The sequence below is a fragment of the Clostridiaceae bacterium genome (assembly GCA_012840395.1).
GTDB lineage: Bacteria > Bacillota > Clostridia > Acetivibrionales > DULL01 > DULL01.
Genome location: DULL01000061.1, coordinates 1 through 21,324 on the forward strand (window position 1 = coordinate 1; position 21,324 = coordinate 21,324).

The 21,324-nt window shown below is 36.5% G+C and carries 13 protein-coding genes; 2 read left to right on the forward strand and 11 right to left on the reverse strand.

Going from position 1 to position 21,324, the window contains the following annotated elements; all coding sequences use genetic code 11:
- Positions 1 to 220: 220 nt before the first annotated feature.
- The 8 genes from prmC to GXX20_07280 form a co-directional block, all read right to left on the reverse strand.
- Complete coding sequence (prmC, locus tag GXX20_07245; protein ID HHW31451.1) at positions 221 to 1,084, reverse strand: peptide chain release factor N(5)-glutamine methyltransferase; 864 nt, start codon at positions 1,082 to 1,084, stop codon at positions 221 to 223.
- An 8-nt stretch (positions 1,085 to 1,092) separates the two neighbouring features.
- A complete protein-coding gene (locus GXX20_07250) occupies positions 1,093 to 2,070 on the reverse strand; it encodes a DUF1385 domain-containing protein (GenBank protein HHW31452.1) in 978 nt (325 codons plus the stop codon).
- A 183-nt stretch (positions 2,071 to 2,253) separates the two neighbouring features.
- Positions 2,254 to 2,457: a 50S ribosomal protein L31 gene (rpmE, locus tag GXX20_07255; protein HHW31453.1), complete on the reverse strand. Its 204-nt coding sequence runs from the start codon at positions 2,455 to 2,457 to the stop codon at positions 2,254 to 2,256.
- A 175-nt stretch (positions 2,458 to 2,632) separates the two neighbouring features.
- On the reverse strand, positions 2,633 to 4,513 hold the full coding sequence (locus GXX20_07260; protein ID HHW31454.1) for a transcription termination factor Rho: 1,881 nt from the start codon (positions 4,511 to 4,513) through the stop codon (positions 2,633 to 2,635).
- Positions 4,514 to 5,267: 754 nt separating this feature from the next.
- Positions 5,268 to 6,035 (reverse strand): DeoR/GlpR transcriptional regulator, encoded by a 768-nt coding sequence (locus GXX20_07265; protein ID HHW31455.1) that lies wholly within the window; start codon positions 6,033 to 6,035, stop codon positions 5,268 to 5,270.
- A gap of 344 nt (positions 6,036 to 6,379) precedes the next feature.
- Complete coding sequence (locus GXX20_07270) at positions 6,380 to 8,851, reverse strand: dehydrogenase (protein HHW31456.1); 2,472 nt, start codon at positions 8,849 to 8,851, stop codon at positions 6,380 to 6,382.
- Between the two features lie 135 nt (positions 8,852 to 8,986).
- The gene (gene lpdA / locus GXX20_07275; GenBank protein HHW31457.1) at positions 8,987 to 10,351 is read right to left on the reverse strand and encodes a dihydrolipoyl dehydrogenase; all 1,365 of its coding nucleotides are present in this window, start codon (positions 10,349 to 10,351) and stop codon (positions 8,987 to 8,989) included.
- A gap of 19 nt (positions 10,352 to 10,370) precedes the next feature.
- The gene (locus GXX20_07280) at positions 10,371 to 11,753 is read right to left on the reverse strand and encodes a 2-oxo acid dehydrogenase subunit E2 (GenBank protein HHW31458.1); all 1,383 of its coding nucleotides are present in this window, start codon (positions 11,751 to 11,753) and stop codon (positions 10,371 to 10,373) included.
- 643 nt (positions 11,754 to 12,396) lie between these two features.
- Here GXX20_07280 and mgtE point away from each other — a divergent pair.
- Positions 12,397 to 13,746: a magnesium transporter gene (gene mgtE, locus GXX20_07285; GenBank protein ID HHW31459.1), complete on the forward strand. Its 1,350-nt coding sequence runs from the start codon at positions 12,397 to 12,399 to the stop codon at positions 13,744 to 13,746.
- Positions 13,747 to 13,810: 64 nt separating this feature from the next.
- On the opposite strand, the gene GXX20_07290 is transcribed toward mgtE, so the two are convergent.
- Positions 13,811 to 14,995: an AbrB family transcriptional regulator gene (locus GXX20_07290; GenBank protein ID HHW31460.1), complete on the reverse strand. Its 1,185-nt coding sequence runs from the start codon at positions 14,993 to 14,995 to the stop codon at positions 13,811 to 13,813.
- A 526-nt stretch (positions 14,996 to 15,521) separates the two neighbouring features.
- On the opposite strand from GXX20_07290, the gene GXX20_07295 reads away from it, so the two are divergent.
- Positions 15,522 to 16,253, forward strand: a complete 732-nt coding sequence (locus GXX20_07295) for an NAD-dependent protein deacylase (GenBank protein HHW31461.1) — start codon at positions 15,522 to 15,524, stop codon at positions 16,251 to 16,253.
- A gap of 172 nt (positions 16,254 to 16,425) precedes the next feature.
- Here the strand turns inward: GXX20_07295 and GXX20_07300 are convergent, their stop codons facing one another.
- Together GXX20_07300 and GXX20_07305 are read right to left on the reverse strand one after the other, a co-directional pair.
- On the reverse strand, positions 16,426 to 18,213 hold the full coding sequence (locus tag GXX20_07300; protein HHW31462.1) for a 2Fe-2S iron-sulfur cluster binding domain-containing protein: 1,788 nt from the start codon (positions 18,211 to 18,213) through the stop codon (positions 16,426 to 16,428).
- Positions 18,214 to 18,215: 2 nt separating this feature from the next.
- Complete coding sequence (locus tag GXX20_07305) at positions 18,216 to 21,311, reverse strand: FAD-dependent oxidoreductase (protein ID HHW31463.1); 3,096 nt, start codon at positions 21,309 to 21,311, stop codon at positions 18,216 to 18,218.
- Positions 21,312 to 21,324 lie beyond the last annotated feature (13 nt).

A 21,324-nucleotide genomic window follows, 5' to 3' on the forward strand; every position in this document is an offset into this window, starting at 1 on the left:
ACGATCCCTTTCGTTTGGTTTCTTGTCAATTCTCAAACTACAGGAAAATCGTGATTATGGGAAGACCTATTTTGGGTTCTTCCCATATTTTTATTTAATTTGCCTACGATAATTTTACTCTAAGAAATGGCGTTAAATAAATAACGTTAAATATTTAACGTTAAATAATTAACAAATAAGCATTATTCTTAATTTTTCATGCAAGGTTAGGTAATATGGGTTATTTTAATAATAACTTTAAATAGCCAGTTACCACTCTATCATTACCTGATAAGTCTTTAATGACTTTAATATCGCTAAATTTCACTTCCATGATTTTTGAAACATCTTTCCCTTGATTGTAACCTATCTCAAAAGCCAATAAACCTCCTGGCTTTAAAACCTCGGAAGCTTTTTCTGTAATTTTTCTATAAAATAAAAGTCCATCCTCTCCTCCGTCTAAAGCGATGCGAGGTTCATATTCCCTGACTTCTTTTTGAAGTTTTGGTATTTCATCAGTAACTATATAAGGAGGATTTGATACAACGATATCATAAGAAGCTCCGGCGGATAGGTTCGTCTCCTGTAAAATATCACATACTAAAAAATTTATTTTCTCTTTAACTCCGTTTGTAATAGCATTAAATTTTGCTACATTAAGAGCCTCATCAGAAATGTCAATTGCTGTAACACTACATTCTTTTATATAATATGCAAGGCTTACAGCTATACAACCTGATCCGGTGCCTATATCCAAGATATCAACCTTGCCCTTTGTCCGGCAATATTGAATTAACGTTTCTACGAGTATTTCAGTTTCCTGTCTTGGAATAAGCACATTTGGATTAACCATAAAATTTAACGACATAAACTCCTGCTGTCCTGTAATATACTGGTAAGGCTTTCTTTTTTTACGCTGTTCTATTAACTCAAAAAATTCATTGGTCAGAAAATCAGATAAATTATAATCCCTATGCGAATAAATATAAGACTTATCCTTTTTTAGCACATAACAAAGCAGAGCCCCAGCTTCCATAACCGGGGCATCAACACCTGCATTCTTAAGTTCTATTACCGCTTTCTCCAGTATATCTTTAATAACCATTCAGCACATCACCATTTGTCGGCTTCCTTGTCTTCCACCAATACATTCTTAAGAGCTTCAATAGCTACTTCAATCTGTTTATCATCAGGTTCTTTTGTAGTAAAAAGCTGGAACATCATACCCGGAGCATTTATTATGCCGGCTATTTTCCATTCACATCTTCCCGCAAATTTTACTGCTTCATATGCCAGCCCGGCTACCAAAGGTATTAATAAAATTCTCATTATTATATTAATAAACATACTATGCCAGCCCACAAATGAGAATACTAAAATACTTACTATTATTACAAGAAACATAAAGGAAGTTCCGCAACGGGGATGCTTTGTAGAATATTTCTTAACATTTTCTACAGTAAGTTCTTCTTCATTTTCATAACAATGAATTGTTTTATGCTCTGCCCCGTGATATTCCCAAATTCTTTTTATATCTTTCAACCTTGATGCCATTATTATATAGCCTAAAAATATGGTCACTCTAAGGAGCCCTTCAATAAGGTTATATAATACCACTCCCCAAAAAGTATCTTTGTTAAATTTAAAAAAGCCCGCTATTATATTAGGTATAAGTATAAAAAGGCCCACACTGAGAGCTACGGATAGTATAACTGCCATGTAAATTGCAATATCCTGGAATTTATTCTCCAGTAATTTATCTAATTTATCAATAGCTTTCTTTATTCTTCCTCCCCAAAAATCCTCAAGAAACTTTTGAAACTTTGAGGGGCTTTTTTTATCATCTTCTTCTCCTAATTCATAAAATTCGGCAGAGTACATAAGAGCCTTTACACCTATTACCATTTGGCGGATCAGATTAAATCCTCCTCTGATTACAGGTATTTTTGAAATCTTGCTTTTCTTCTGCAGCGGACTTTTATTAACAATTATTTCTCCATCAGGTTTCCTAATGGCTACAGCTGTATTTTCCGGGCCTATCATTAGCAAGCCTTCAATTAATGCTTGACCTCCTATGCTTGTTTTTTTCATATCTATCTCCCCATTACAATCAGACATCAGATTGAGTATTATATTACGTATATTACCACATTTAAACCCTATTTAACACATCTGCCAGATTCCCTTATCTGTGAAAATAGAGGCTGAAACATAATGTCCAGCCTCTATTAACAACTCTCATTTGAAGAATTTTAACTACTCATAATAAAATTATTAGTCAACAATACCAAATTTTTTCTTGAACTTTTCAACACGTCCGCCTGTGTCTACGAACTTCTGCTTACCTGTAAAAAAAGGATGACATTTTGAACAAATTTCAACATGTAAATTCTTTTTAGTAGAGCCTGTGATAAATGTTTCACCGCAAGCACATTTTACAACTGCTTCACCATATTTGGGATGTATACCTTCTTTCATGACCTATTCACCTTCTTTCAGCACTGGAAAATGTCTTTTTTAATTCGTTACATATTTCCATAAATGGTGTATGAAAAATAATAACTCTTATATTTTAATTGAATAATTATAATACTGTAAACAACAAACAGCAGAAGATATTCTAACACAAAAATTTTACATTTGCAAGCATTATTTATTTATCAACAAAGGAAACGTTGATACTATTGACAAATTCCTCATTGGTTTTTGTCTGCATCAGCTTGTTAATTATCATTTCAGTTACCTCTGCTGTTCCCAGATTACTCATAGCTTTCCTGATAGCCCAAATGCTTTCCAGTTCTTTTTGATTAAGAAGCAGATCTTCTCTTCTTGTACCGGATTTATTTATATCTATTGCCGGGAATATCCTCTTTTCAGATAGCTTCCTATCCAAATGAATTTCCATGTTGCCTGTGCCTTTAAATTCTTCATAGATAACATCATCCATTCTACTACCTGTCTCAATAAGTGCAGTAGCTATAATTGTCAAGCTTCCTCCATTTTCTATATTTCTTGCAGAGCCAAAAAATCTTTTGGGGCTGTGTAATGCGCCAGGATCCAAACCTCCGGACAATGTCCTTCCAGTTGGAGGAATTGTGAGGTTATAAGCTCTTGCAAGTCTTGTTATACTATCCAGTAAAATAACTACATCCTTTTTGTGTTCAACAAGCCTTTGAGCTCTCTCAAGAACCATTTCAGCAACTTTTATATGATGCTCAGGTACTTTATCAAATGTAGAATAAACAATATCTCCTTTAATTGAACGCTGCATATCAGTTACTTCTTCAGGTCTTTCATCAATTAACAGGACAATAAGATGCATATCAGGATAGTTAGTGGTTATTGCGTTTGCAATTTTTTTAAGGAGTATTGTCTTTCCTGCTTTAGGAGGAGACACTATCATACCCCTCTGTCCTTTACCTATTGGCGCTATTAAATCAATTAACCTTGTTGATAATTCTCTCGGAGTGGTTTCAAGTGTAATTCTCTCATTCGGGAAAATAGGGGTAAGATTCTCAAATGGCACTCTTTTTGCTGCAACATCAGGAGTATCGTCATTTACTGATTGTACATACAGTAGTGCCTGGAATTTTTCTCCTTCCTTTGGTATCCTACCTTTTCCTCTTATCATATCACCAGTTTTTAAATTAAATCTTCTAATTTGTGATGGAGATACATATATGTCCTTTGGACCTGAAAGGTAATTATCACTTCTTAAGAATCCATATCCATCAGGAAGCACTTCCAGTATACCTTCAACTGGATCATCACTTTCTAACTTTTCAGGATAGCCATTTTGATAAGAATTCCAATATTCTCTTTTTTGTTCATATGTTTTTAAGGCTGGTTTTTCTTCAGCTTCAGCGGTACTCTGCTTCTGTAAATCTTGTCTTTCCTGCTGTTCCTGTTCTTTTTTAGCAGAATCCTTTTTAATTTCTTCTTCATCTTTCTTGGCAGGCTCTTCTGCAGAGTCCTCTGCTTTTTCCATCTCTAAAGGTATTTCAATTTGTTGTTGGACTACTTCTTCCACATCCTTGCGAGTTTCGGATGTCTTATCAAAGTCAACTTCAATAATTTTATTACGTCTTCCTCTTGTTGATTTTGTAGAAACAGCCTTTTTGCTCAGGTCTTTCCCTTGTGTATCCTCTTCCGTATCAGTCTGTTTTTCTGATTTATTTAAATCTTCTTTAGCTGAAATTTCAGACCTGGTTTCAGTTATACCACTGAGATCACTCTTATCAACAGCTCCATCACTTGCATCCTCAGCAATTTCAGGTTTTGATTCACTTTTTTCATCAGACTCAGGTTCTGCTTTGGCTACTTCTTGATTTTCTGATTTTTCTTTGATTTGTTCATCTGATTTTTCTTTTTTATCTCTGACTTGTTGGGTATTTTCTACAGATTCTTTTGCAGCACTCAATATTTTTTCTATAAGCTCACTTTTTCTGTATTTAGTAACTCCTTTAATACCCATTACTTTTGCAATATAACGTAAATCCTCTAACGTTTTGCTGTTGAGATTTACTTCTTCCATAACACACCGCCTTATTCTATAACTATATAATAGTAAACAACATAAATAAAACTAAATTTCGAAAACAATTTAATTTAGTATATACCAATAATTTGGGAACAAAAATAAATTAGATTCAATGTATAAATATAATTCGAGTATACTTTCTATTCCAAGTAGACTATTACTTAGAGAAGAATTATTGAACTCTTCATAAGATTATAACATGTGGACTTTTTCTTGTCAATAAAGTATTTTCCCTTTCATCTCTCCTTATATAATATACTTTATTTTTCCTCACTCGCAAATTTGCATAATTGTATTATTTCATATACCGAAAAAAGATACCGAAAAACGGGAATCAATCATTATAATAAAATATAAACTATACTACTTATAATATATTTATTTTGCCCCCAACGTTATAAAATAATACTAATATTGTTAATATACAGAAAAATAATGAAATCTCTTATGTCTTTATTTGATGAATTCATATGCTATAATTAAGACTGTAAATATGGAGACATATAATAATGTTTTCCAATCTTAGTAAATATTATTCGCTGATAAATAAAAAAATCCTTCTTTATCAAGAAAATTTAGCAAAAAATATATATAATCTGATCAGAAGGATTTTGTAAGTATTTAGTATGTTGTTTGAGCATTGTCTGTATTTTCAGGCTATGGCATTATTATGGCTTTAGCATATCCGGGCATATCCAATTTCACTAAAAAATGAAAGCGTGAAAAAAGTTTGTGAAAAATGTTACTGTTAATAAATAATCTTCACCTCATGTTTATTGGCTTCTTGAACCACCTCTGGAGGAGGCATATCTTCACATACCCATATATCAATATCTCCAAGGGTTGCATACGTAAATGGCAAAACTTTGTTTATCTTTGAAGTATCCATAAGTAGAATAACTTTTTTTGCACTATTCACTATTTTCCTCTTTAGCTCGCATTCGTAAATATTTGATACTGTTAATCCATTCTCTATTGTAAAAGCAGACGCAGCCATAAAAGCAAGGTCGATGTTAATGTCATCTAATGAAGCGATAGCACTAGGCCCGGAAACTGACAAAGTATTCCTGTTAACAAAGCCTCCTAATGATACAACTGATGTCCTGAGCTTTTTTACTAATTCTAATGCTATATTTACGCCACTGGTCACAATAGAAAAATTATTATCAGGCAATATTTTTGCAAGGCACATTACAGTACTGCCCGCGTCAAAATAAATGGAACGTCCTAATTCAACCATTGGAACAGCTTTTTCTGCAATCTTCATCTTAGCTTCAACATTTTCAGAAGCCCTGATAGAGTATGCATTTTCTTCTCCGCTAACAGATGAAAGTCTTTTTGCACTTACAGCTCCACCGTAAGTTCTTATAAGATATCCTTCATTTTCAAGGCTTATAAGGTCCCTTCTTAATGTCATGGTAGATACTTCCGGAAAAACTTTTTTTAGTTGCTGAAGCTGTACTTCTCCTTTTTGCTCAAGAAGCTGCAGTATTTGTTGCTGTCTTTCATTGCCCACACAATCACACTCCATTTTTTAGTCCATTGCATTAATATTTATTTAGTAATATAAAATATGCAATAAACAACTTAAGTATATAAATATTTAAAGCTTATTATATTATTATTAAAATAACTTCTTAATTATATTGTCAAATAACTGCTAAAAGTAAAATTTACATAATTAATTGTTAATTCCCTGCAGTAGTATTATCAACATTGAAGTATTACATAGCAGTATTACAGACAAGTAATGCAATTCAAAATGATTAATTTCTATGGTTATTAATTATTATAATCACCTTGTAAGACATGAATATTCATGTCTTACAAGGTATAACCCAAGGTATAATAATCTAAAACTTATACTCCTAATCTGTTGATTCTTTTTTGCTCATTTGCTGTAAAGTTGTTTTTTACCACATGTCCCTTTAATGGCATTATCTTTTCATGAATAGCATCAATTATCCAATCAGGCTGCGGGAAGAAGAAGTTTTCCAGCTCATGAGCAGGTGTAATCCAATTCTTAGCACCTACAACAACCGGAGGAGCATCCAAATCATCAAAAGCCAGTTCACTAATGGTTTGTGCCATATCCTTCAGATGGGATCCTCTCTCACAGGCATCACTGACAAGTACGATTTTTCCGGTCTTTGCTACAGATTCCAGCACCTTGTCATAGTTAAAAGGTACGATAGAGCGTGCATCTATTATTTCAGCTGAGAGGCCATATTTTTCTTCAAGGATTTTAGCTGCATCCAAAGCTCTGTATAATACTGCTCCTACAGTCAATATAGTGATATCTTTTCCTTCTTTCTTAATATCCGGCTCTCCAATTGGCACTTCATAATAACCTTCCGGAACTCCGCCGGGGTGGAACATTTCACCTATGTCATAGATTCTCTGGCTTTCAAAGAATACAACAGGATCAGTTCCCATTAATGCACTGTTCATAAGGCCTTTTGCATCATATGGAGTTGCAGGGAATACAACCTTGAGGCCGGGAATATGAGCACAAAGTGAACTCCAATCCTGGGAGTGCTGAGCCCCGTATTTTGAACCAACAGATACTCTTAATACTACAGGCATCTTTAATTGTCCTGCACTCATTGCCTGCCATTTTGCCAACTGGTTGAATACCTCATCTCCTGCTCTTCCAAGGAAGTCACAGTACATGAGTTCTACAATAGCCCTTCCGCCTTCCAGGCCATAACCAACTGCTGAACCAACTATAGCTCCTTCTGATATGGGTGTGTTAAATAGTCTGTGATAAGGAAGTGCTTCGGTTAAACCTCTGTATACTGCAAATGCTCCTCCCCAGTCTCTATTTTCTTCACCATATGCAATTAGAGTAGGATCAGTATAGAATTTATCTATTATAGCTTCAAATATACCATCTCTCAGCTGGTATACTCTGTTCTTGGAAACAGGTTTTCCATCCTGGAAAGCTGTTCTAACCTTTTTACTAATTTGCTGTACTCTTGGGTTCTCTTCCTTCGGCATTAATACTTCACATTCTCTGTCTTCCATTTTTTCTATTCTCTGGTTAGAGAACATAAGATCAGCAATCTGGTTGGGATTTTTATTCAGATCCATTCTTGGAGAAATGTTGTCGTCAACAGCCATTTTGCATATCTTTGTCATGAACTCTCTTGTATTTTCGAGTATTGCTTCAAACTCGTCGTCAGAAGCTACTTTTGCATCTACCAGATTCTTTCTGTAAGTTATCAGTGAATCATTTTCCATCCATGCTTCAATTTCTTCCTTGGTTCTATAACTGGAAGCATCTGAAGGTGAGTGTCCGGTAAATCTGTATGTTATTACATCCAGCAATACAGGTCCATTCTTTTCTTCTATAATCTTCTTCTTTCTCTTATAAGCATCTATAACTGCCAAAGGATTATAACCATCTATTCTTTCAGTATGCATCTGCTCTGGATTTACACCTGCACCTATCCTGGCAACCATATCAAATCCCATGGTTTCTCCTCTGGTCTGTCCGCCCATTCCATACTGGTTATTGAAAATGTTAAATATTAATGGCAGGCCGCCCTTGTATTCGCCTTCCCATAACTTTTTGTACTGATCCATGGTAGCCAGCCATATAGCTTCCCATACTGGTCCGCAGCCTAAAGCGCCGTCACCAATATTGGCTATAACCATACCTTTTTTACGGTTTATTTTCTTAAAAAGTGCCGCACCTACAGTTATATCTGCTGAACCACCTACGATAGCATTGTTGGGATAAATTCCGAAAGGTGTGAAGTAAGCATGCATTGAACCTCCGAGACCTTTCTGGAATCCGGTTTCTCTTGCAAATATTTCAGCCAGCACTCCATAAACAAAGAAGTCCATTGCCAGTTCTTTAACATTATTCTTATCCTTTTGCTTTCCTTCAACTATTTTAAGGATGGTTCCATCCATAAAGGTCTCCATTATCTGGAGGAGTTCTTTGTCATCCATTTTCTGGATGGCGGATAACCCTTTGGCAAGAATTTCACCGTGGCTTCTGTGAGAGCCATATATATGGTCATCTTTATCAAGAATGTATGCCTGCCCTACAACCGAAGCTTCCTGTCCTACTGAAAGGTGAGCAGGTCCCGGGTGGTTATATTTTACCCCGTTATATTCTCCTGTTGTCTTTATGGCATTTAGCATTGTTTCAAATTCCCTGATAATTGTCATATCTCTGTAAATTCTTAAAAAGTCCTCTTTTGAAAAGTTAGCCTTTTCTTCTTCTATTGTTTTGTTATATTGATTTACAGGAATATCCTTAAAGGATATGGTTCCGCTCTTTCTTATTTCTTTTGGATCTAAAAATAGTGCTTTTGGCATGTCTTAATCAGTCCCCTTTTATATTTTTTATATATTATCGTTATCACATATTTAGGATTCAGGTAAGTCATTCATTATCTGTCTGCGTAATATAGTAAATATAAGTAGCATATAACATTTTATTTAAGCTCGTTATTAAAGCTCAAATATACCTTCCCTTATCACTTCACAAACTGTCGGATGAGGGAATACCAGCTCTTTAATATCTTTGACCCGCATTTCGGTTTCTATCATAAGGCCGGCGCCATAAATTATTTCTGATGCATAGTTTCCAATCATGTGTACTCCTATGAGTCTCTTGTATTTCTTATCAACCAATATCTTGCAGATTCCGTCTCCGCCTTCATTTTCAGCTACATATCTTCCGCTGAACCTCATGGAAATCTTTGCGGTTTCAAAGTCAATACCTTTCTTGGCTGCTGTTTCTTCTGTTTCTCCTACAGATGCAACTTCGGGATTTGTATATATTACTGAAGGAATAGCATTATATCTCATTACATCCCTGTTACCAGTCATATTGTTTACAGCAACCTCTGCTTCTCTGTAAGCAGTATGAGCTAGCATTGAATAGCCGTTAACATCTCCTGCTGCATAGACTTCGGGCACATTGGTTTTGCAGTATTTATCAGTTACTATACGGCCTCTTTCTGTCTCTACGCCAATAGTTTCAAGCCCAATGCCCTCGGTAACCGGTCTTCTTCCTATACTCATCAGTACCTTTTCAGCAGGAACAGATATCTTCTCTCCATTAGACTCATATACTACACTGCCTTCTTTTACTTCAACAACTTTGGAGTTTAATTTAAACTCAATACCTTTTTTCTGATAATTCTTCATTAGAATTTCAGAAATTTCTTTATCTGTATTTCCTGCTATATGGTCCAGCATTTCAATAATAGTTACCTTGCTCCCTGCTGAATTAAAATAGGATGCCATTTCCAGACCTATTACTCCTCCTCCTACAATAACCAGTGAGGCAGGTATTGTTTTTAGGTCCAGGATTTCTCTGTTAGTAAGCACATAACCTTTTTCCAGACCTTCCTTAACTCCCGGGATAGGTGGAATGATAGGCATGGAACCGGTAGCTATTAAAAGTCTTTTTCCGGTATATACCTCATCATTTACTTTAACAGTATAGCCATCAGCATTCTTTCCTGTAATTTCTCCATGCCCCTCTGCAATTGTAACTTTGTATCTCTTAAGCTGAGCTTTGATTCCTGATACAAGAGTTTTAACAACCTTGTTTTTCCTTTCAACTACTTTTGCATGATCTAAAGCCGCTTCTGTAGTTGTTACTCCATATTTCTCCCCATAGCGGGCATAATCATATATTTTTGCAGAATGAAGCAGAGATTTTGAAGGTATGCAGCCTTCATTTAAACATACTCCGCCCAAAAACCTTTTTTCAATGAGCAGAGTATTTAATCCTGCCTGGCCTGCTCTTTCAGCTCCCAGATATCCTGCAGGACCTCCTCCTATTACAATTAAATCATATACCATGATAATCACCTCTTTAAGCTTACTTTGCTAACAATACAGTAAAGTTCTCAAGGTTTGTCTTTAATTCTTTCAAGAATCTGGCTGCAGGCGCTCCATCTAAAGCTCTGTGGTCAAAAGTAAGGGACAGTCCCATAGCCGGATAGTATACGTACTCTCCATTTACCTCTTTAACTCTCTGGACTATAGTGTTTACTCCAAGAATTCCTGTTTGAGGAGGATTCAATACCGGTGTAAAGGATTCAATATCCAGAGTTCCAAGATTTGTTACAGTAAATGATCCGCCTTTAAGAAGATCTGGATTTATAGTGCCTTTTTGGCATTCACTTATTAAAACTTTTGCTTCTTTTGATATTTCATTTAAGGATTTGCGTTCGGCATTAAAAATTGTAGGTACCATCAGGCCTCTTTCTGTATCAACTGCTACTCCAAGATTAACAGTGTTGAAAAGTAACATCTTATCATCCATAAAATGGGCATTTAATTCTTTATGATTTAATAATGTTCTTGATACTGCATACAAAATAATATCATTAATAGTTATATTTTCTAAGCCCAGCCTGTCTTTGCTTTCTTTAAGCTTCTTCCTGAAATTCAATATGTCAGTAGCATCAAAAGATGTATTCAGTGTAAGTTGAGCTGTAGAAGAAAGTGAATGATGCATTGCTTTTGCAATAACTTTTCTGATATTTGTAAGTTTCACTTCGGTATATTCAGGCTGTGGAACACCAGCGGATAAACCAGCTGCTGCAGTTGTAGCAGGTGTTGCAAGTGTAAATGCTGCTGCCAAATCACCTGTTGTAATTCTTCCTCCAATACCTGTGCCTGCAATTTGGCCTGCCATGCCGGATTTTAGATATTCTTCTCTTGCAGAAGCTGTAACAAATGCCCCGCTTTCTTTCAACGCAATAATATCTCTTTCAATAATCCTGCCTGCAGGTCCTGTTCCAGCTGCAAATCTATAATCAATACCTGATTTTTCAGCCAAATTCCTGGCTCTGGGAGAAATTTTAACCTTCCCGTCTGCTGCCGGAACTGCAGTTATGTTTGTTTCATCAGCTACTGGCTGTTCTTTTTCTGTCTTTTCTGTTTGTGCTTCAACTGCTTGTTTTTCTTCTTCAGATTTCTCTTCTTTTCCTCTCGGATCAAATTCAGCTACGCTCTCACCTTCATTACCAATTACACAAACATTGGTTAATACCGGTACATCGTCACCTTCTTCAAAGAAAATCTCCAAAAGTATTCCTTCTGCTTTTGCCTCTTCGTCAAAAGTAGCTTTATCAGTTTCATAAGTGAACAATATGTCACCCAGGCTAACTTTATCTCCTTTTTTCTTGTGCCACTTGGAAATTATACAACTTTCAACTGACTGGCCCTGACGCGGCATAATAATAGGCGTTGCCATTATACCCCTCCTAACATAAAATTAAATATAATCTTCCTTAATATAATCTTTCTTATCAAAACTACTCCAAATTATTTCAGTATAATTATAAGTAATATTTTAATAATCATTGATAATATTCGATGTTATTTATGATAAAATCTAACATTATCAAGTAATATTTTATCATCAGGGCTAACATGTGTCAATAATAATACCCTTTTATGTAATGCTTTTTGTTAAAATTCATCTTTTTTTTTGAATATTTTGTTTAATTAATTGCACATGTTAGATAGAGATAGTATAATTATTATTGGACTTTTTTAAAGAAATGTTAAAAAAGTCTATAATTCTGTGAAATAAAGAGGTGGTAGAAATCGTGGACGCTGGGCCTAGTGGTAATCTATGCGGCAACAGAAAAAACAATATGTACTTAGGCGAATTCTGCGGATTCTGCCAGACTCGTGATGCATTTCCAAATTAGTATTTCTAAGGAATTTTCAGTAAAGATCTGACTGGATAAATTCCTGTCCTAATTTAGGTATCGGTCATTATCCTTCACTGGCTTATCTCTCTGGCAGAGTCAATATATTCCTGCAGAATTCAAAGATGTTTTTAAGCACATTATTTGTGCTTATTTCTGACAATAATATATAGAGGAGGAATGGACGTGGATTTGGAAAATGCTTTGCAGTTGTTATCCGAGAAGAACTACTCTGCCTTAAGGGAAGAGCTTAAAAATGCCCAATCAGCAGATATAGCCGATATGTTGAATATTTTAGAGGAAAAAAATGCGTTAATCGTATTCAGGCTGCTTCCTAAAGAAATTGCAGCTGATGTATTCTCATATTTATCTACTGATAAACAGGCTGAAATTTTTGAGCTAATAAATGAAAAGGAATTAACAGACATACTGTCTGATTTATACTTCGACGATAAAATCGACTTGCTGGAAGAAATGCCTGCAAATGTTGTAAAGAGAATTCTTAAGCATACTAGCGATGTTGAGCGGAAATTAATTAACCAGTTTTTAATGTATCCAGAATATTCTGCCGGCAGTTTGATGACAATTGAATTTGTTGATTTAAAGAAAGAAATGCTTGTCGGGGATGCTTTAGAGAAAATACGGCGTACTGCACCGGATAAAGAGACAATCTATACCTGTTATGTTATTGATGCCGAGAGGCATCTGGAAGGTATTGTCTCTTTAAAGGATCTTGTTCTTTCTTCTGTGGATAAAAAAGTAGGAGAAATAATGCATAAGGATCCTATTTTCGTAAAAACTCATGATGACAGGGAGTATACTGCAGATGTCTTTAAAAAGTATGACTTACTGGCAGTTCCTGTTGTTGATAATGAAAAAAGGCTGGTAGGTATTATTACAATCGACGATATTGTAGATGTAATAGAAGAAGAAAATACCGAGGACTTTATGCTAATGGCAGCTGTACAGCCTACAGGTGAGGGATATCTTGATGCAGGAATTCTTACTCTTGCTAAAAAGCGTGTTGTATGGTTATTAATATTAATGATTTCTGCTACCATAACAGGATATATAATTCGTAAATTTGAAGGGGCATTGCAATCAGTTGTTGTATTAGCCTCTTTTATACCAATGTTGATGGATACAGGTGGAAATGCTGGTTCTCAGGCCTCTACCACAGTAATCAGAAGCATTGTTCTTGGAGAAATCGAATCTGGTGATTACTTGAAGGTTATCTGGAAAGAGATAAGAGTCAGCTTTATTATTGGTATTATTCTCTCTTCCATAAATTTCCTTCGGATATTGCTTATAGAACATCAACCAATACTAATAACTCTAACTGTAACAATAACTCTTCTCTTCACTGTTGTCATTGCAAAAACTATTGGCGGGATTTTGCCTCTTCTGGCAAAAAAGCTCAAACTAGATCCTGCTATTATGGCAAGCCCTCTGGTTACAACTATAGTTGATGCAGTTACGCTGGCTATTTATTTCTCTCTAGCTGTAATCATTTTGAGAATAAAAGTATAATCAAACTCCTTTTTATAAAGGATATAGTGGGGGTATGTAATCCCCCACTGAACAAGCATGTTACTCAAATAATAATCAAATCGTATACAGCCTGTATTAATTTTATTACCCATGGAGATATAGCAATAACCCCCACAAGTCTGGCAATTTGCAAAAGCGCCACTTTGGGGCTGTTTACTCCCAAATCCGATGCAATAAGAGCCATATCACTGGCTCCGGCAGGTGTGGATGAAAATAATGAAGTGGCAACATCAATTTTAAACATCCGGCTGATTAAAATCCCCAGCAGGATACAAAGAATAATGTATCCAATAATCAGAATAATTGCAGGGAATATTAGTAATTTCAATTGTAACAGATCTTCTCTTACAAAATTTGTACCAATAAATGCTCCTGCAACAATCTGGGCAAATCTTTTTACAGGCAAAGGTAAACAGGCTTTTCCTGTGGCAACGTTAAAACTTGATACGCCAATAACTGAAAATAAAAGAGTCCCGGCGGGCAGCCCGGTATAGTATCCTATTACACCGGATGTCACTGAAATAGTAAAAGTGACCGAAATTTTCTTTATCATATCTTTGTTTAAAATTTTGCCTTTATTGCTGTAACCGGCATCTTTATCACTGACTCTATTGTCATTATCTCTGCTATTGACATTGCTATTATTGTCGGTATCGTTGCTGCCATTTATATCATTATTATCACTGTTAACAATTTCGCCGTTATTGCTGCTATTGGCGCTGGCCTTGGATAAACCGTTCATATATTTTTCCACTCTAGTAATAATAGCTGGAAAAAGCGCTAATGTACTAACAAGCCTTACAAGCTGAAGTACAGCAACTTTTGATGTATCAGCACCCATATCATGGCTTATAATGGCCATATCGGAAACTCCTCCCGGAACAGAACAAAACAAAGAAGTTATCAAATCAAGGGAAGACAGCGCATATATTGACATTCCAACTAAAATATTTATGACCAGCATACTTAAAACCAATACTATAGCCGGTTTAAAAATCTGTTTTAGCTGAATAATATTGTACCGGTTTATTCCAACTCCAATAAAAGCCCCTGATATAATTTGTGCAAACACTTTGGCATACATGGGGAAATATGCCAAATCAGTGAGAATATTAAATGCTGCTACAAAAAACATAGCACCTACCAGAATACCGGCGGCAATTTTCAGGCGGTAGAATATAAACGAACCTATGCAGGCCACAAGAAAAGTAATTATAACCCAGAACATATTTAGTATGTATTCCTTTCAGTCAGAAATATCCAGATAACATTAATCATTAATATATAGTCAGTAATATAAACAGTTACCATAAAACAAAACTAATAATAAATTTATCATAATATTTCACATCCTACAATAATCAAACCAGGAGTCCCATAGAAATGAAGGGGCGTGTAGTATACAGATTCTAGGAAAATTTCACCATCTACTGTGAATATTAATACCTGAAAATGTCCATAAAGATAATGGTAATATTATCAAATTTATAAAAATACTATGGTATTAGATCCTAAATTGATCTTGAAAAACTGAAGGCAGTCAACTGGCAGGAATATAATGTAAAACGGGGGTATGATAATGCGATTACTATTTATGGATCTTAAATTATTTAAATCTCTTTCCAGTGACTATATGAATTATTATAAGGACGGGAAATTAATTGATTTTATAGATTGGCTGGAATATGTTAAACTTAGGTCCTGCAAAAACACTTGTAACTATGATAATATATTTATAGGGGAGGTGTATAAAAATTAGCATACAGAAACTAAAAGAATATATATCAAACAGTAATAATATTGTTTTTCTGGGCGGTGCAGGAGTATCGACAGAAAGCGGTATCCCTGACTTTAGAAGTGAAAGCGGAATTTACAAGGCCATTAATCAGTTTGGTTATCCACCAGAATATATATTAAGTCACACATTCTTCATAAAACATCCTAAGGAATTTTTTAAATTCTATAAAAATAACATGATATTTCCCGAAGCAAAACCCAATAATGCCCATAAAGCACTGGCAGAGTTAGAAAAGAAAGGAAGATTAAAGGCTGTAATTACTCAAAATATTGATGGCCTTCACCAGCTTGCTGGAAGTAAGAATGTACTTGAGCTCCATGGTTCGGTCCATGAAAATTATTGTATGAATTGTAAAGAGAATTATGATCTGGACTACATAATGAACAGTAAGGATACTGTTCCTAAATGCAGTAAATGCGGTGGAATTGTAAGGCCAAATGTTACGTTATATGAAGAAGCTCTTGATATGGATACTTTAAATTCAGCTGTTACCTATGTAAGGAATGCAGATGTATTTATCGTTGGAGGTACCTCTCTCGCAGTTTATCCTGCTGCCGGACTTGTTGATTATTACAGGGGCAATAAACTTGTACTGATTAATAAATCATCCACTCCCTATGACCATTACGCAAATCTAATAATTAACGACTCCATAGGAAAGGTGTTAAGTGAAGTTGGAATAAGGTAAGGGGACAGTCCTGCTTTTTAATAAAAAAACTGCAGGACTGTCCCCCTTCCTAAAAAGCAGCTCCCATGCCAGCTTGATAGATGCTAACACGAGAGCTGTTTATATAATATTAACATGGGAGTTGTTTTGTTTTTTTAACATGCCTATTTCTCAGGCAAAATTATCAATATTCTTACTTACTACTAATTCTATTTCTGATACTTCTGTCTGTATAATGAGTATGCAGAAGTTCATGGGATTTATGGCCTAAGGGTTTTATGAGGAATTCCTGGTAAAGTTTTGTGATAAATGGATTTTCATGCGACTTTCTAAGCTCTTTACCTTCATCTTCTTTATAAATTGCCTCTAGCCTTTTTAGCCTGATTTCATCGTTTGTAAGTCTGGGCTGTCCTCCTCCGCTTATGCATCCTCCCGGGCATCCCATCACTTCTATAAAATGATAGGGAGAGTTACCTTCGGCAATCTGGTTCATTAATTTAGCTGCGCCTTTTAAACCGCTGGTAACCGCAATTTTTAGCACTACCCCATCCAGGTATTTATACTCTTCAGTTGGGTTTTCGATTTTAAGTTCGGCAGTTTTTATTTGTTCAAAACCGGTAATAGGTGTGACGTGCAGCTTATCAAAAGGCAGTTCTCTTCCTGTAATTACTTCATATACCGTCCTTATAGCCGCTTCCATTACGCCACCTGTAACAGCAAATATATCTGCTGCACCGGTAGAAAGGCCAAGGGGGCTGTCAAACCGGCTATCTTCCAGCTTAGTAAAATCAACTCCTGAATCCTTTATCATTTTTGCCAGTTCTCTTGTTGTAAGTACCGCGTCTACATTTCTGCAACCATTGTTTTTCATTTCAGGTCGGGTAATTTCAAATTTTTTGGCCGTGCAGGGCATAACTGAAACAACATATATATCCTCAGGTGCTATACCTAATTTTTGGGCGTAATAGGACTTAACCAGTGCACCCATCATCATATGAGGAGACTTGCAAGTGGATAAATGGTCCAGCTCTTGTGGGTAAGTATGCTCAATATATTTTATCCAACCAGGGCTGCAGCTGGTTATCATTGGTAATACTGCCTCTTTGCCGCTGAAAGCATTTTTGATTCTCTCCAGAAGTTCATGTCCTTCTTCAATTATTGTCAAATCAGCAGCAAAGTTAGTATCAAATACATCGTCAAATCCCATGTTCTTTAATGCAGTAACCATTTTGCCCGTCACAAGGGTACCAGGCTCATAACCGAATTCCTCACCCAGGGCTGCTCTTATTGCAGGAGCTGTCTGAACAACCACCCTTTTATTTTTATCGAAAATTGCCTGCCAAACCTCCTCAATTGAATCCCTTTCCTGTAAAGCACCTACAGGACATACAGCCACACACTGTCCACAGTATACACAATTTACGCTGTTTAGCTGCAGGTCTTCACCAGGACCGATAGTAGTTTCAAAGCCTCTGTTTTGAGCATTGAGTACTCCCACGCCCTGAATTTCATTACAAACAGTAACACATCTTCTGCACAGAACACATTTGGAAAGATCTCTCATAATAGATGGAGATGAACTATCACATGGTTTAGAAGACATCTCTCCTTCAAACCTGGATTCATCAACCTGTATCAACTCACCAAGTTTTTGAAGCTCACAGTTCTGATTTCTCCTGCAGCTAAGGCAATTTTTGGGGTGATCAGAAAGCATTAGCTCATATAAAACCTTCCTTGCTTTTCTCACTCTTTCAGTATTGGTATGAACCACCATACCTTCCTGTACCTCTACCATACATGATGCCTGTAAGTTCTTGGCTCCCTCAACTTCCACAACACATATTCTGCAGGAACCAATTTGATGCACGTCTTCCAGGTAGCAAAAGTGGGGAATGAGAATATTATTTCTTTTCGCCGCCTCTAAAATTGTGGTCCCTTTTTCCACGGTAATTTTTTTATTATTAATCGTTAAATTTACCATAATCATACCCTCCTGTCACATCTTAGGCATCTCATAGCTTCTGCAATGGCATTAAGTCTGTGGAAACCTAAAACAACTTCATCAAAAGATTTTTTCCTATCTTCTACATCAAGATATTTCATAGGAAATCTTTCATGTTCGATTATTTCTTTTTCATCAGAAGGCAACGGTATGTCAATATCTTCACCGGTATTCAGTATACCTTTGCCTCCCAGATATTTATCAATGGATTTTGCGGCGTTCTTGCCATCTGCAATTGCAGTTATTACCGTATCAGAACCTCTTATTACGTCTCCTCCTGCAAATACTCCTTTCATTTTCGTCATTAATGTATCTTTATTGGTTACAAATGTGCCCCATTTTGTAACCTCTACTTCGTCCTTGTTTATAAAAGGCAGGTCGGAGTATTGGCTTACGGCAGGAATTACAGTATCAACTTCAATAAAGAAATTTGAACCGGGGATTTCCTTGGGTTTTCTTCTTCCGCTGGAATCAAACTCTTTTAGCTCCATCCTTACACATTCTATTTTTTCTACATCGGTATCTCCTATAAATCTAACCGGAGCTGCCAGAGTTATTATTTTGATTCCTTCCTCAAGAGCTTCCTGAATTTCCCGGCGGTCTGCAGGCATATCATTCATTTCTCTCCTGTATACGATTGTGACGTCCTCCGCTCCCAGCCTTAAGGCAACTCTTGCGGCATCAATAGCTGTATTTCCGCCTCCTATTACTGCCACACGTTTACCTATGTTTACTTTCCTGCCCAGGTTAACATCCCTGAGAAAATCTAATCCATAGTATATTCCTTTGAGGTCTTCACCAGGGATATTTATCCTATGGGAGAATTGGGTACCTGTGGCAATATATATCGCATCATAATTATTCCTGAGGTAATAGAAGGTAATATCTGTTCCTACCTCAGTATTCAAATGAATATTTACGCCTGCCTGTTCAATCATTTTTATTTCTTTCTCAAGAATATGTGTGGGAAGCCTGTACTCAGGTATTCCAAAAGCCAGAATACCACCGGCTACCGGCTGGGATTCATATACATCAACATGATATCCCAACCTTGCTAAATAGTAACCACAGGTCAGACCTGAGGGGCCAGCGCCTATTATAGCAACTTTTTTATTGTTTTTGGGGAAAACAAGGTCCATATACGGCTCTTCGTTATTCAGTACATAATCAGCTACATACCTTTTCAAATCAGAAATTGCGATAGGCTCATCCAGTTGTGCTCTTCTGCATTTGCTTTCACAGGGATGAGTGCACACTCTGCCACAAATTGCAGGAAAAGGATTTTCTTTTCTTACCAGATTATATGCATCCCGTATTCTTCCTGCAGCAATTAATGCTACATAACCAGGAACATTAACTCCTGCAGGGCAGGCATTCTGACACGGGGATATGAACAGGTCCGCACATACTCCGGCTCTGCAATGCTTGTTTTTTATGTGTTCTTCATATTCCTCTCTGAAATATTTTATGGTACTAAGCACCGGATTGGGGGCAGTCTGGCCCAGTCCGCACATGGCTGTATCCTTTATAATCTCTCCTAATTCCTCAAGTTTTTCGATATCTCCCTCTCTGCCTTCACCTTTTGTGATTCTTTCAAGTATTTCAAGCATTCTTTTGGTACCAAGCCTGCAGGCTATACATTTACCACAGGATTCATCCTGAACAAACTCCATAAAATATTTAGCCATATCAACCATGCAGGTATCCTCATCCATGCTGATAAGGCCACCGGAGCCCATTATGGAGCCGAGTTTTGCAAGAGAGTCATAATCCATGGGTGTGTTCAGGTACTCTGTAGTAATACATCCTCCTGAGGGTCCACCTGTTTGAGCAGCTTTAAATGCCTTTCCTCCGGGTACTCCGCCGCCTATGTCGAATATAACGTCTCCAAGGCTTATTCCCATGGGCACTTCCACAAGTCCGGTATTGTTTATATCCCCTGCAAGTGCAAATACCTTGGTACCCTTGCTCTTCTCTGTGCCGTATTTACGGAACCACTCGTTTCCGTTGATAATTATGGTGGGTATGTTGGCATAGGTTTCTACATTGCAGATTATTGTAGGTTTACCAAACAGACCGCTTTGGAACGGGAATGGAGGTTTTTGCCTCGGCTCTCCTCTTTTGCCTTCAACCGATGCCATCAGGGCTGTTTCTTCTCCGCATACAAAAGCGCCTGCTCCAATTCTTATTTCTATATCAAAATCAAAGCCTTTCTGGAATATGTCCTTTCCGAGAATCCCATATTTTCTGGCTTTCTTTACAGCATTCTCAAACCTTTCAATAGCAAGGGGGTATTCTGCTCTTACATATATAAATCCTTTTTTTGCCCCAATCGCATACCCTGCTATCATCATGCCTTCAATTATCAGATGGGGATCTCCTTCGAGAATGCTTCTGTCCATAAAAGCTCCAGGGTCACCTTCATCAGCATTGCAAACAATATATTTCTCAGGTCCCGGTGCATTCAATCCTGCTTCTAACTTAATGCCGGTAGGAAATCCTCCACCTCCGCGACCTCTCAAACCGGATTTTTTTATTTCCTCTACCACTTGTCGGGGACTATTCTCTGAAAGGGCTTTTTCTATTGCAAAATAACCGTCATTTGCAATATATTCCTCAATTGAGTCGTAATCGATTCGTCCACAGTTTTTTAGTGAAATTTTAACCTGCCTGGTGAAAAAAGGAATGTCCTTGATGTAGGGTATATGCTCTCCGGAGTTCTTATCCTTGTAGGTGTTTTGAATTCTTATTTTGCCATCTATTAAATGTGAATAAATAATAGGTTGTATATCAGCTGCTTTCAATTTCGTATATATTACACCTTCCGGATATATTACCATCACAGGACCAAGGTCGCAGACTCCTATACATCCTGTCCGTACTACAAGGGTATCTTTTTCTATATTAAAATTTCTTAATGTATCCTGAAGGGCTTCATATACCTCCTGACAATCCGAAGATATGCAGCCTGCTCCTGAACACACTAATATTTTATATTTATAGCCTGAAACATAATTATTATATTCTTCTTTTATCCTAATAAGATCTTCTTTTGTCCTGATGTGAAGCTCCTGCATTGTAATCCCCCCA